General features: G+C 71.3%; 13 protein-coding genes. 4 read left to right on the top strand and 9 right to left on the bottom strand.

Features of this window, described 5'->3' with window-relative positions:
• Positions 1 to 30: 30 nt before the first annotated feature.
• The 6 genes from ACWDA7_RS24110 to ACWDA7_RS24085 form a co-directional block, all read right to left on the bottom strand.
• On the bottom strand, positions 31 to 513 hold the full coding sequence (locus tag ACWDA7_RS24110; RefSeq protein ID WP_432934394.1) for a methylated-DNA--[protein]-cysteine S-methyltransferase: 483 nt from the start codon (positions 511 to 513) through the stop codon (positions 31 to 33).
• Positions 514 to 522: 9 nt separating this feature from the next.
• A complete protein-coding gene (locus tag ACWDA7_RS24105; protein ID WP_450606283.1) occupies positions 523 to 1,989 on the bottom strand; it encodes an AlkA N-terminal domain-containing protein in 1,467 nt (488 codons plus the stop codon).
• A 144-nt stretch (positions 1,990 to 2,133) separates the two neighbouring features.
• Positions 2,134 to 2,643, bottom strand: coding sequence for an O-acetyl-ADP-ribose deacetylase (locus tag ACWDA7_RS24100; RefSeq protein ID WP_450606281.1), 510 nt, complete (start codon positions 2,641 to 2,643; stop codon positions 2,134 to 2,136).
• Positions 2,640 to 4,049, bottom strand: a complete 1,410-nt coding sequence (locus ACWDA7_RS24095) for a phytoene desaturase family protein (protein WP_359398197.1) — start codon at positions 4,047 to 4,049, stop codon at positions 2,640 to 2,642. Before ACWDA7_RS24095 ends, ACWDA7_RS24100 begins: the two co-directional genes overlap by 4 nt.
• Before the next feature lie 154 nt (positions 4,050 to 4,203).
• Entirely contained in the window at positions 4,204 to 5,049 is an 846-nt protein-coding gene (locus tag ACWDA7_RS24090; RefSeq protein ID WP_450606280.1) for an inositol monophosphatase family protein, read from the bottom strand.
• A gap of 188 nt (positions 5,050 to 5,237) precedes the next feature.
• On the bottom strand, positions 5,238 to 7,064 hold the full coding sequence (locus ACWDA7_RS24085) for a gamma-glutamyltransferase family protein (RefSeq protein ID WP_450606279.1): 1,827 nt from the start codon (positions 7,062 to 7,064) through the stop codon (positions 5,238 to 5,240).
• Between the two features lie 128 nt (positions 7,065 to 7,192).
• Here ACWDA7_RS24085 and ACWDA7_RS24080 point away from each other — a divergent pair, with 128 nt between their 5' ends.
• Together ACWDA7_RS24080 and ACWDA7_RS24075 are read left to right on the top strand one after the other, a co-directional pair.
• A complete protein-coding gene (locus ACWDA7_RS24080) occupies positions 7,193 to 7,465 on the top strand; it encodes a DUF6480 family protein (RefSeq protein WP_450606278.1) in 273 nt (90 codons plus the stop codon).
• Between the two features lie 414 nt (positions 7,466 to 7,879).
• On the top strand, positions 7,880 to 8,572 hold the full coding sequence (locus ACWDA7_RS24075; protein ID WP_450606277.1) for a hypothetical protein: 693 nt from the start codon (positions 7,880 to 7,882) through the stop codon (positions 8,570 to 8,572).
• Positions 8,573 to 8,594: 22 nt separating this feature from the next.
• On the opposite strand, the gene ACWDA7_RS24070 is transcribed toward ACWDA7_RS24075, so the two are convergent.
• Entirely contained in the window at positions 8,595 to 9,149 is a 555-nt protein-coding gene (locus ACWDA7_RS24070; protein ID WP_450606282.1) for a cytosine permease, read from the bottom strand.
• A gap of 394 nt (positions 9,150 to 9,543) precedes the next feature.
• Here ACWDA7_RS24070 and ACWDA7_RS24065 point away from each other — a divergent pair, with 394 nt between their 5' ends.
• Entirely contained in the window at positions 9,544 to 10,113 is a 570-nt protein-coding gene (locus tag ACWDA7_RS24065) for an HD domain-containing protein (protein ID WP_450606276.1), read from the top strand.
• Positions 10,114 to 10,123: 10 nt separating this feature from the next.
• Here the strand turns inward: ACWDA7_RS24065 and ACWDA7_RS24060 are convergent, their stop codons facing one another.
• Positions 10,124 to 10,591, bottom strand: coding sequence for an NUDIX hydrolase (locus ACWDA7_RS24060; protein WP_450606275.1), 468 nt, complete (start codon positions 10,589 to 10,591; stop codon positions 10,124 to 10,126).
• A gap of 7 nt (positions 10,592 to 10,598) precedes the next feature.
• Positions 10,599 to 11,348 (bottom strand): helix-turn-helix domain-containing protein, encoded by a 750-nt coding sequence (locus tag ACWDA7_RS24055; protein WP_450606274.1) that lies wholly within the window; start codon positions 11,346 to 11,348, stop codon positions 10,599 to 10,601.
• Between the two features lie 98 nt (positions 11,349 to 11,446).
• Between ACWDA7_RS24055 and ACWDA7_RS24050 the strand changes: the two genes are divergently transcribed.
• Positions 11,447 to 12,145, top strand: coding sequence for an HAD family hydrolase (locus ACWDA7_RS24050; protein WP_450606273.1), 699 nt, complete (start codon positions 11,447 to 11,449; stop codon positions 12,143 to 12,145).
• Positions 12,146 to 12,205 lie beyond the last annotated feature (60 nt).

The following is a 12,205-nucleotide window of genomic DNA, read 5'->3' as shown; positions in this document are numbered from 1 at the left end:
GCCGGGCGCACGCGCCCGGCACCGCCGCCTTCAGAACAGACCCGCTCCCTGTTCGAAGTCCAGCAGGCGCCTCTTGCGGTCGAGGCCGCCGCCGTAGCCCGTCAGGCCGCCGCCCGCGCCGATCACACGGTGGCAGGGGACGATGATGCCGACGGGGTTCTTGCCGTTGGCGAGGCCGACGGCACGTGAGGCGCCGGGATTGCCCAGGGCGTCGGCCAGTTGGCCGTACGAGCGGGTCTCGCCGTAGGGGATCCGGGACAGCTGCTCCCAGACGCTGCGCTGGAACGGCGTGCCGTGCAGGCGCAGTTCGAGGGTGAACTCCTTCAACTCGCCCGCGAAGTAGGCCCGCAGTTGATCGATCGCCTCCCCGAAGGGGGTGTCGTCCGGCTCGCCGAAGCTCTCCTCGGGTGGGCGGTGGCGCTGGCCGACCATGTACAGACCGCACAGGACGCCGTCGTCGGCGACGAGGGTGAGCGGACCGTAGGGGCTGTCGATGACCGTGTACTGCTTCATGGAACGTCCTTACACAGGCAGGAAATTGATGGGGTGGCCGTCGGTCGCCCAGAGGTACTGGACCGCGTACGCCCGCCAGGGCCGCCAGGCCGCCGCCCGGGCCGTGAGCGCGGCCGGGGTGGACGGCAGGCCCAGCCCCTGGGCCGCGCGCCGGATGCCGAGGTCGGTGGGCAGGAAGGCGTCGGGGTCGCCGAGGGCGCGCATCGCGATCACATCGACGGTCCAGGGGCCGAAGCCGGGCAGCGCGAGCAGGCGGGCCCGGGTCTCCTCCCAGTCGCTCTCCACGCCCAAGTGGATCTCCTTGTCCGCGAGCCGGCGGACCAGGGTGGTGAACGTGGTGCGGCGGGTGCGGGGCATCGCGAGCGACTCGGGGTCGAGCGCGGCGAGCGCCTCGGGTGCCGGGAAGAGGTGGGTGAGGCCGCCCTCCGGGTCCTCGACCGCCTCGCCGTACGCCGTGACCAGACGGGCCGCGTGGGTGCGGGCGGCGGCCGTGGACACCTGCTGGCCGAGGACGGCCCGTACGGCGAACTCGTCCTCGTCCACGGTGCGCGGGACCCTGCGGCCCGGGGCCTTGTCGACCAGCGGTGCCAGCAGCGGATCGGCGCGCAGCTGGTCGTCCACCGCGACGGGATCGGCGTCCAGGTCGAGCATCCGGCGGCAGCGGCTGATCGCCACGGGCAGGTCGCGCAGATCACTCAGGGTCAGACGGCAGCCGATGTGGTCGGGCCGCGGTGTCAGGGCCACGATCCCGTGGCCGTACGGCAGCCGGAGGGTGCGCCGGTAGGCGCCGTCGCGCCATTCCTCGACGCCGGGTACGGCGGTCGCGGCGAGGTGGCCGAAGAGGTTGTCCGGGTTGAGCGGGGCCCGGAAGGGCAGCCGCAGGGTCAGGACACCGGGCGCGATCGCCGTCGTCTTCGGCAAGCGGGCGCGCAGTTCGCCCGGCGCCAGCGCGAAGACCTCACGGACTGTGTCGTTGAAGGAGCGGATCGAGGAGAAGCCGGCCGCGAACGCGATCTCCGCCATCGGCAGCGCGGTCGTCTCGATGAGGAGCCGGGCCGTCTGGGCGCGCTGCGCCCGGGCGAGCGCGAGGGGTCCTGCACCCAGCTCGGCGAGGAGCTGGCGCTCGATCTGGCGGGTGCTGTAGCCGAGGCGCGCGGCCAGCCCGGGCACGCCCTCCCGGTCGACGACGCCGTCGGCGATCAGCCGCATGGCGCGGGCGACCAGGTCGGCCCGCTGGTTCCAGGCCGGCGAGCCGGGGCTGGTGTCCGGGCGGCACCGCTTGCAGGCCCGGAATCCGGCCTGCTGGCAGGCGGCCGCACTCGGGTAGAACGTCATGTTCTCCGGCTTCGGCGGCACCACCGGGCAGCTGGGTCGGCAGTAGATCCGCGTGGTCAGGACGGCGGTGAAGAACCAGCCGTCGAAGCGTGCGTCCTTCGACTGCACCGCGCGCACGCAGCGCTCCCTGTCGGTGTGCATCCCGTTCCGCATGCCTCCAGCATGGGTCATGACCGGCGGCCGGGCTGGCGGAAATCCGACATGTACGTGAGCCTACCTGGCACTGTCCCGATCGCCAGCGGCGCCGGAACGGGCCGCGGTGCGTCCCGGCCGAGAGTGCCCGCGTCAGACGACGTGGGCGGCGAACGCCTCGTAGGCCCGCTCGTCGAAGAGGACGAACCGCACCTCCACGACGTCGGTCGCCACGCTCCGCACGGTCTCGACCGCGATACGGGCTCCGTCGTCCAGCGGCCAGCCGTAGACACCCGTGGAGACGGCCGGGAACGCGACCGTCCGGGCGCCCAGTGTGTCGGCGACCCTGAGGGACTCCCGGTAGCAGGAGGCCAGCAGCTCGGAGCGGTCCTCGGTGGCGGACCAGACCGGGCCGACGGTGTGGATCACCCAGCGTGCGTCCAGTTCGCCCGCGGTCGTGGCGACCGCCTGGCCGGTGGGCAGTCCCTTGCCGTAGTGGGAGGCACGCAGTGCGCGGCACTCCTCGAGGATCGCGGGCCCGCCGCGCCGGTGGATCGCGCCGTCCACGCCTCCGCCGCCGAGCAGCGAGGAGTTGGCCGCGTTGACGATCGCGTCGGCGCTCTGCCGGGTGATGTCGCCCAGCACCAGGGTGAGACCGGTCATGTCGCTCTCAGCCTCCTCCAAACGGCCTTCGCCGCGTTGTGCCCCGACATGCCGTGCACTCCGGGGCCCGGCGGGGTGGCCGAGGAGCAGATGAAGACGGCCGGGTGGGGGGTGTTGTACGGGAACAGGGACGGTTTGGGGCGCAGCAGGAGCTGGAGACCGGACACCGCGCCGGAGGCGATGTCACCGCCGACGTAGTTGGCGTTGCGGGCGGCCAGTTCGGGCGGGCCCGCGGTGGCGCGGGCGAGGACGCGGTCGCGGAAGCCCGGCGCGAAGCGCTCGAGTTGGCGTTCTATGGCGTCGGTGAGGTCTCCCGTCCAGCCGTTCGGCACATGGCCGTACGCCCAGAAGACGTGCTTGCCCTCCGGTGCCCGGGTGGGGTCGGCGACGCTGGGCTGCACGGTGATCAGGAAGGGTTTGTCGGGGGCGCGGCCCTCCCGGGAAGCGGCGCGCAGGGCATGGCCGATCTCCGCCTTGTCGGCGCCGATCTGGACGGTGGTCGCGACACGCGGTTCCTTCGCGGTCCAGGGCACGGGGCCGTCCAGGGCGTAGTCGATCTTGAAGATGCCGGGGCCGTACCGGAAGCCGTCGTAGTACCGGCCGAGACCTGCGATGCGGGCCAGGGCGGTGGGCGAGGTGTCGAAGATGTAGGCGCGCGCCGGGGGCAGGTCGTCGAGGCGCTTGACCTCGTAGTCGGTGTGGACGGTGCCGCCGAGGTCCTTGAGGTAGGCGGCGAGGGCGTCCGAGACGGACTGGGAGCCGCCGCGGGCCACCGGCCAGCCGCGGGCGTGCGCGGCCAGCGCGAACACCAGGCCGATCGCGCCGGTGGCGAAGCCGTCGAGCGGGGCGATCACATGGGCGACGAGACCGGCGAACAGGGCTTTCGCCCGCTCGTCGCGGAAGCGGCGCATCAGCCAGGTCGACGGGGGCAGCCCGACGAGGCCGAACCGGGCCAAGGTGACCGGGTCACGAGGGAGCGCGGTGAGCGGCAGGGACATGAAGTCACGGGCCAGGGTGTCCCAGCGGCCGAGGAAGGGCTCGACCAGCCTGCGGTAGGCCCCCGCGTCGTGCGGCCCGAACGAGGCGGCGGTCTCGGCGACGGAACGGGAGAGCACCGCGGCGCTGCCGTCGGGGAAGGGGTGCGCCATGGGCAGCTCGGCGTGCAGCCATTCGAGGCCGTAGCGCTCCAGGGGCAGTGCCCGGAAGGCCGGCGAGTTGATACCGAGGGGGTGGGCCGCCGAGCACGGGTCGTGCCGGAACCCGGGCAGCGTCAGCTCCTCCGTCCGGGCGCCTCCGCCGACGGTGTCGCGGGCCTCGAAGACGGCCACGGAGAATCCCCGGCGAGCCAGCTCCACGGCGGCCGTCAGTCCGTTGGGCCCCGCTCCCACCACGACCGCATCGTGCATCGACGGCACCTCGGACTCCTTCGTCAGCCGACGCCCACAGGCATTCAGGATATGCCGGGGCACTGACAGTGCGGAGGTGCGGGTGGCGGCCGCCGGATCCGGCGGTGACGGCGATGTCGGCCTGGACGCAAGGGCGTTGCGGGCGCTTCCGGGTTCAGACGCCGCCCGACAGCAGTCCCACCACCCGCCGGGCCGTGGCCTCGTCCCTGGCGGCGGTGAACGGCAGGGTGTTGCCGCCGGTGACGCGGTACGGCTCACCCGTGATCGTGAGGTGGGCGCCGCCCGCCTCCTCGACCAGGAGGATGCCCGCCGCGTGGTCCCATGCCGCTTCCCAGGAGAAGGCGGTGGCGTCCAGCAGGCCCTGGGCGATCTTCAGATACTCGAGGCCCGCCGAGCCGCACGAGCGCGGGCGTATTCCCTCGGTCTGCAGGCCGAGGAGCGCGCGCTTCTGCTCGTCCGTCGTGTAGTACGGGTGCGAGGTGGCCACCTCCAGGTCGCGGCCCGGGGCGGGTGAGCCGGAGCGCAGGCGTACGCCGTCGAGGAAGGCGCCCTGTCCCCGTACGGCCGTGGCGAGCTTGTTCTGGGCCGGTGCGTAGGTCCACGAGGCCAGCAGGACGCCGTCCTGCGCGAGGGCGACCAGCGTGCAGAACCCGAGGTCGCCGTGGACGAACTGCCGGGTGCCGTCGACCGGGTCGACGATCCAGACGGGCTCGCTGCCCCGCACCGCCTCGTACGTCGCCGGATTGGCGTGGACCGCCTCCTCGCCCACCACGACCGAGCCGGGCAGCAGCTTGACGAGCGCCTCGGTGAGGTAGGCCTCGGCCTTGCGGTCGGCGTCGGTGACCAGGTCGTGCGGGCCGCTCTTCTCGTCGATCTCGTCTGCGGCGAGCCGGCGAAAGCGCGGCATGATCTCGGTGGCGGCCGCCGTGCGGACGGCCTCCTCCACGTCTGACGTGCGATGAGCGAGAAACTCGTCGATGGTTTCAAAGCCTTCGATCATGCGTCCATGAGAGCACGCGACGCTGACAATCCCCCCCGGCCCGGTGTACCACCGGTGGAATCCGGATGAATTGGAGACTTCGTTGATCGGGACGCGGGCACACTCGATCGCCCGTCGCCACCGGGGTAACCGGCCCGGCCGCGCCACTCCGGCCCGGCAGCGCGACCTCGGCGGCCCGCCGCTCCCGCCTAGCGGCCGACCGCATACCCCTGCATCCCGCGCGGATTGGCCGCGGCGGACAGCACCCCCGTCCGCGGCTCCCGGGCCACCGCGCACAGCCGCCCCTCGGACCAGGCGCCGCCGACGGTCACGTCATGGCCGCGCCGGCGCAGCTCCTCGACCACCGCGGAGTCCATGCGGGACTCCACGGTGACGCTGCCGGGGCGCATACCGCGCGGGTAGAAGGAGCCGGGGAAGCTGTCGTTGTGCCAGTTCGGGGCGTCGATGGCGCCCTGCAGGTCCAGCCCGCCGCGGACCTCCGGGAGCAGGGCGGCCGCCAGGAAGAAGTGCATCTGCCACTGGTCCTGCTGGTCTCCGCCGGGCGTGCCGAACGCCAGCACCGGCACACCGTCGCGCAGCGCCATCGTGGGGGTGAGGGTGGTCCGGGGGCGTCGGCGCGGGGTGAGGGAGTTCGGCAGGCCCTCGTCCAGCCAGCTCATCTGCAGCCGGGTGCCGAGTGGGAAGCCCAGCTCGGGCACGACCGGGTTGGACTGCAGCCAGCCACCGCTGGGCGTGGCGGCGACCATGTTGCCCCAACGGTCGACGACATCCAGGTGGCAGGTGTCGCCGCGGGTGGTCCCGTCGGCGGCGACGTCCGGTTCGCCGGGCACCGGGGAGGTCGGGCTCTTGGCGACCGTCGGTTCGCCGGCCCCCATGGGGTCGAAGCCGGGGTCGTCGGCGGCCACCACGCACGCGTACTCGCTCAGGCGGGGAGCGCGGCCCCTGGGTGCGCCGGGGCGCACCTCGTAGGAGGCCTTGGCGCCGACGAGGTCGCGCCGCCCGGCGTTGTAGGCGTCCGAGAGCAGGTCGCCCAGCGGCACCTCGGCCGCGTCGCCGTACCAGGCCTCGCGGTCGGCCATGGCGAGCTTGCAGCCCTCGATCAGCAGGTGGACATAGTCCGCGGAGCCGTAGCGGGGCAGCTCGGGCGGGAGCAGGGCGAGCTGCTGGAGCAGGGCCGGGCCCTGGCTCCAGGGGCCTGCCTTGCACACCGTCCAGCCGTTCCAGTCATAGGTGGCGGGCCGCTCGTAGGAGGCGGACCAGGAGGCCAGGTCGTCGGCGGTCAGGGTGCCGCTGTGGCGCTCGCCGCTGGTGTCCTTGGTGGGCCGCCGCGCCTGCCGCACGAGCGCCTCCGCGATGAAGCCCGACCGCCACACCCGCCGGGCGGCCTCGATCTGCGCCTCCCGGTCCCCCGCCCCGGAGACCTCGGCGAGCAGCCGCTTCCAGGTGGCGGCCAGCGCGGGATTGCGCAGCAGCTCACCGGGGACGGGTGCCTTCCCGTTCGGGAGGTACACCTCGGCCGAGGAGGTCCACTCCGTCTCGAACAGCTCGCGGACGCTTTCGACGGTCTCGCCGACGCGCTCCACTGGCGCGTGCCCGTGCTCGGCATAGCCGATGGCGTACTTCAGGACGTCGGCGAGGGGCTTCGTACCATGGTCGCGCAGCAGGAGCATCCAGGCGTCGAAGGCGCCGGGGACAGCCGCGGCGAGGGGTCCGGTGCCGGGCACGAGATCCAGACCGAGTCCCCGGTAGTGGGCGATCGTGGCCCCCGCGGGTGCGACGCCCTGACCGCACAGCACCCGTACCTCACCGCCGGCGGGGGCGAGCAGGATCGGGACCTCCCCGGCGGGTCCGTTCAGATGCGGCTCCACCACATGCAGCACGAACGCTCCGGCCACTGCGGCGTCGAAGGCGTTGCCGCCGTCCTCCAGCACCGCCATGGCCGACTGCGAGGCCAGCCAGTGGGTGGAGGAGACCATGCCGAAGGTGCCCTGGAGCGTGGGGCGGGTGGTGAACATCGGAAACTCCTCACTGCTCGCCGTCCGGTGCGGCGATCGTACGCACCCCCGGTGCGACTAAGGCAGCACCTGCCCTTTTTATCCCGATATGCCTGCTTGACCGCAGGTGGCCGGGGTATTCGGAAGACATGAACCAGATGCACCGGAACAGCGGAATGAGCGGCGCCTGGGACGACCGCTACGGAGCCCCCGCGGCATCGTCATGGAGGCCGAGGGTGGAGCAGGGCGGGGTTCCGCCGGGCGAGACCCCACCAGGCGAGAGCAGCGTCGAAGAGGCCGTTCCGCAACTGGAGTACCAGCGGCAACGAGGCTGGGCCATGGGGCCACTGATCGCGATCATGATCGTGACCGTGCTGGTGGCCGGGTTCTTCCTGGCGTACGCCATCTCGCTGATGCTGTGAGCGGCACCGCCCCCTGTGCCGCCGACGAACCCGACTCGCAGAAGGGGACGACGAGCCGGGGTGATGAAGCACGCCCGACGGCCGAGAAATGATCCGCGTACGACGGCCGGGGTGATGACCCGCGTACGAGGCCAGGCTCAAGACACGCACGACGGACCGGAGCCACGCCCCTCGAACCCCGGATCCCCTCCGCGACTACGCGGCACGCAGAGCCCGTCCAGGTCCTGACGGCGAGGACAAAAGCGGCACACCCCAGCAAGGACGTACAGACCTCACGGCCCGTCAACAGCCGTCCGCTGTCACCGAGCAGGCACGGAGCGAGTTCGCACTTCCGCCTCACGGGCAGTCATGTGACACTGGCGTCCCGTCCGCAGTGTGGACCCCCACTCCGCACCGTCCCCCACGAGAGCGCCCGTGCAGTCTCTTCCTCTGCCGCTCGCCCTGACCGCACGCCTACTGCCGGTCGCCGTCCTCGCCGCGGCGGGCTGGTCCCTGTCGTCCGGGCCGCTCGCCGCCGCCCCGGCCACCGACCAGAAGGCGGCGCAGGGGACCCCGAGCACGCAAGGCACCGAGAGCGCCGGGGGCGCCTCCACCACCGCCACCGCGCCGGCGGCCAAGACCTACTCCGCCGCGCCTGCGCCGTGCGGCGCCGTGGCCACCAAGACGATCGAGTCGCTCGTCCCCGGCGCCAAGACGGACGGGAAGGAGATCCCGTCGACGGACAAGTCCGTCCGGCGCACCTGCTCCTGGAACGCGCTCAAGGGCTACGACTACCGCTGGCTCGACGTCTCCTTCGAGATCACCGGCTCCAACGCCCAGGCGCAGAAGTCGTACACCGAGCGGACCACGGAGAAGAGCGGCGGCGGCGCGGTCCCCGGCCTCGGCGATTCGGGCTACTCGGTGGTGAACCTCACCACCGAGGACAAGCAGCAGACCCGTGAGGGCGTGGTGCTGGTCCGCGTGTCCAACGCGCTGGTGTCCATCACCTACAACGGCAGTGACTTCGAGACGAAGAAGGCGCCGAGTACGGACGAGATCAACAAGGGCGCCATCAAGGCCGCCAAGGACGCGGTGGCCGCGCTGGAGAACGGCCAGACGAAGGGCTGACCGTCCTCCAGCGCGGGCCGGGTCAGGCCGCGGCCCTCTCCCGTCCCCGCAGCAGCATGAGCACCACGTACAGCACTAGCGACGTACCGAGGCCCACCGCCCAGCCGTAGTCCGCAAGGGGCCTGAGGGCCGGGATCGGACGTCCGTCGACCAGCGGATGGAAGTCGGCGCCGCCGATCGCCAGGACGCCGCCCACCACGAAGGCGACGACGGCCCGCCAGTTCCAGCCACCCTCGTACCAGTAGCGCCCGCCCGAGCGGTACAGGTCCCCGAGGCCGAGGGAGCCGCGGCGCAGGATCCAGTAGTCGGCGATGAGAATGCCCGCCACCGTGCCGAGCAGTCCGCCGACCAGGCCGAGCCAGGTGAAGATGTAGCCCTGCGGGTCGGAGGCGCGGGCGGAGACCGGGAAGGGGATCCCGTACTTGGGTCCCGCGTGCCCGGTGAGCAGCATCGGGACCAGCGCGATCACATTGGCCAAGGCGATGGTGAACACCGCCTGCTTCCAGTCCATGCCCACGGCGATCAGGCCCGAGGCCAGGGTCCAGGACGCCGTGTTGTGGGCCCTGCCGACCCACAGTGCACGTGATAGAACACGTACTCTGTTCGAATCCGAATCCGCCCAGCGGTGTCACCGCATTCCGCCGCCACGAGGTGGCGGCCTCATTTCGGGCCCGGTAACGGGGGCCCGTCGGCGGGGCATGGGGCCACCAAGCGGGGCCGTTCCTCCCCGCGCTCGGGAGGGTCTTCACCTCGGGGCGCGAGACCGCCTTCCCAGCTGTCGGCGGCTCTCTCGGCACGCGTGATCCCTGGCTACTCGTCTCCGTCAACGGGTTGCCCGGAAGGATACGGACGCCGCGATCGCGTCCGCAATCGAGAAACCTTTCGGTGTCTCCTGTAGCGTCCGGGCTTCCCGTTACCCACGATCACGGATGCCCAAGACGCTCTGGCCGTTGCTGCCCTATCCTCCCCGCGTGGCGACGACCGAGGTTGACTGGGCGTATGAACTGGCTGGCGAGCTGCTGAGTAGCAGCCTCCCGCGCAGGTGGGCACACACGCAGGGCGTTGCCGCTTGCGCCCGGATGCTGGCGCCGCTGGTCGGCAACAGCGCCCCGGTACTGGAAGCCGCTGCGGTGCTCCATGACATCGGCTACGCGCCACCGCTGGTCTCAACCGGATTCCATCCGCTGGACGGAGCACGGTACCTCTGGAGCGTGCACGCGGCGGAGGAACGGGTTGTCCGCTTGGTCGCGAACCACTCGTACGCCCTGCTGGAAGCCGAGGAGCGTGGCCTACGAGACGAGTTGACCGACGAGTTCCCCCTCCTGGGTGATCCGCTCCTGGTGGATGCGCTGGTCTACTGCGATATGACCACGACGCCGGACGGCCGGCGGACGACGTCCCATGAACGGCTGCATGAGATCTTGGGCCGCTACGGCGAGGACAGCGTGGTGGGGCGTTTCATTCGCCGGGCCGCGCCGCACATCCACGCGAGTGTGGATCGGGTGCGGGCGGCCGCGGTCGAGGCCGACTTCGAGTTGTGAATGCGAGCCGTCACCCGAGGTAGGGGTAGGCCCCGGTGAGGTAGTGGCCGATCTGCTCGTGCATGCTCGCGTGGATGTCCAGCGTGTGCAGGTCGTCCGGGTGAACCCAGCGCACGCCGTCGGCCTCGTCGTTGACGGTGGGCTTGCCGCCGACGGGGCGGCCGATGTACACGGCCTCGTACTGTTGCCGGATCTCGCCGTCGGTGTACTCGATGATGTGGTCCGGGTTGGAGTAGACGCCGAGGAAACCGGTGACCTCCGCGACGATGCCGGTCTCCTCCTCGCACTCGCGGACGGCGCACCGTGCCGGGCTCTCGCCGATGTCCTGGGCTCCGCCGGGCAGGGCCCACTGGCCGGTGTCGCGGCGTCGCTGGAGGAGGATGGCGCCTTCGTCGTTGACCACGAGCAGGTTGCTGGCGGGGATGAGGGTGTTGGCCTTGGGGGCCTTGGGGTCGTGGTAGTACTCGGTCCTGCCCACGGTGGTGCTACTCCTGACTGTTGGGCGCCCAGGGGCGCGCGGATTCCCACACGGCCTCGAAGCTGTCGCTGTACCGCTGGAACCACTCTTCGCCGTCGGTGTTGCGGAGTTGGAGTAGCGGGTTGGCGCTGGCCGGCTGGCCCCAGATGTGCGGGTTGACCATGAGGTGGTCGTCGTATCGGAAGATCGAGTTGTAGAGTGTCGTGTCGTGAAGGCGTACCTCGCAGCCTGGGTAGCCGACGAGGTCGCGGTAGTACGTGAGGGACGCCTTGATCTTGGCCGCGAGCGTGTCTCCGATGTCCTCCTCCCTGCCCCTGACACGGACCGCCTCCCCGTCCGGATCGCCGAAGCACAGCCGGATACGAACGCCTGCCTGCGCCCTTTCCTGGAGCATCCTCGCGATGTGCGGGTTCGTCTGCGCGAAGAAGGTCCCTGAGAAGACGAGTACGTCAACTTGCTTCATTGCCCCCAGGAGCAAGGAGAGCCACACATCGCGGGGGACGCTCGCCCGGTTGGGATAGGTGTCGACGAGTTCCGAGCGGGCCGTACCGGGCCGTTGAGCTCCCTGGCCGTTCTCCGGCCACAGGTATGTCTCGTCGACGCTCAGTAGGTTTGCGACCGTCCAGCGGTGCCGACGGTGGGGGACCCGACCGCCGACCCACCGGCTGGCAGTCTTGGGATCCACGGCGCAGGCTTCGGCCAACTCCTCCACGGTCAGGCCGCGTTGCACGAGCGCGGAACGCAGTCGTTCATTCACTCAGGCAAGCCAACCGGACTGTGGCAGCAGGCCGCAAGTGCGATGAGCCCGGCGGACGCGGTTGTGGCCGGAACTGTTCGTACGCCTAGGCTGGCCCGGTGCCACTGATCGTGCTCTGGGACATCGACCACACCCTCATCGAGAACTCCGGCGTCAGCAAGGAGATCTACGCCGCCGCGTTCGAAGGCGTCGTCGGCCGTGCCGCCGACCATCCGGCCCGCACCAAGGGCCGGACCGACCGACTGATCCTCACGGGGATGTTCCGGGACCACGGTATGGAGTCACCGGAGTGGGCGTTGATCCAGCCCGCCCTGGAGGCCGCCGGCGCAGCGCGGGAGGCTGATCTCGCCCGTCGTGGCCGAGCGCTTCCCGGTGCTCGCGAGGCGCTCGCCGCGGTGGCGGCCGAGCCCGGCCTGATCTCCTCAGTCCTGACCGGGAACATCCGGGCGAATGCCCGGGTCAAACTCAGGGCCTTCGGGCTGGACGGACTGGTCGATATGGAGTGCGGGGCGTACGGAGCGGATGCGACGGACCGGGCGGATCTGGTCGACGTCGCCCGGGGCCGTGTCCGCGCCGCCTATGGCACCCCGGCCGAGACGCCTGTGGTGCTCATCGGCGACACCCCGCGTGATGTCCAGGCCGCCCTCGACTCCGGCGCGCACGTGATTGGCGTGGCCTCCGGTGTCCACAGCGCAGATGAGCTGAAGCAGGCCGGAGCGAGCACCGTGCTCGCCGACCTCACGGACATCGCCGCCCTGATGCTTCACCTACGGTCACTGGCCCACGCCGTCTACTGAAAAACGTCCCAGGACGTCCGCCAAAAATCCCTGCGCGTGGTTCGCCGTCCTGCCCTACGA

The organism is Streptomyces sp. NPDC001156 (genome assembly GCF_053598275.1).
This window is presented reverse-complemented; position numbering and strand designations above follow the sequence as displayed.

Coding starts and splice junctions, on each gene's coding strand:
- ACWDA7_RS24110 (WP_432934394.1), bottom strand. CDS start 513: ATGAAGCAGTACACGGTCATCGACAGCCCCTACGGTCCGCTCACCCTC.
- ACWDA7_RS24105 (WP_450606283.1), bottom strand. CDS start 1,989: ATGCACACCGACAGGGAGCGCTGCGTGCGCGCGGTGCAGTCGAAGGAC.
- ACWDA7_RS24100 (WP_450606281.1), bottom strand. CDS start 2,643: ATGACCGGTCTCACCCTGGTGCTGGGCGACATCACCCGGCAGAGCGCC.
- ACWDA7_RS24095 (WP_359398197.1), bottom strand. CDS start 4,049: ATGCACGATGCGGTCGTGGTGGGAGCGGGGCCCAACGGACTGACGGCC.
- ACWDA7_RS24090 (WP_450606280.1), bottom strand. CDS start 5,049: ATGATCGAAGGCTTTGAAACCATCGACGAGTTTCTCGCTCATCGCACG.
- ACWDA7_RS24085 (WP_450606279.1), bottom strand. CDS start 7,064: ATGTTCACCACCCGCCCCACGCTCCAGGGCACCTTCGGCATGGTCTCC.
- ACWDA7_RS24080 (WP_450606278.1), top strand. CDS start 7,193: ATGAACCAGATGCACCGGAACAGCGGAATGAGCGGCGCCTGGGACGAC.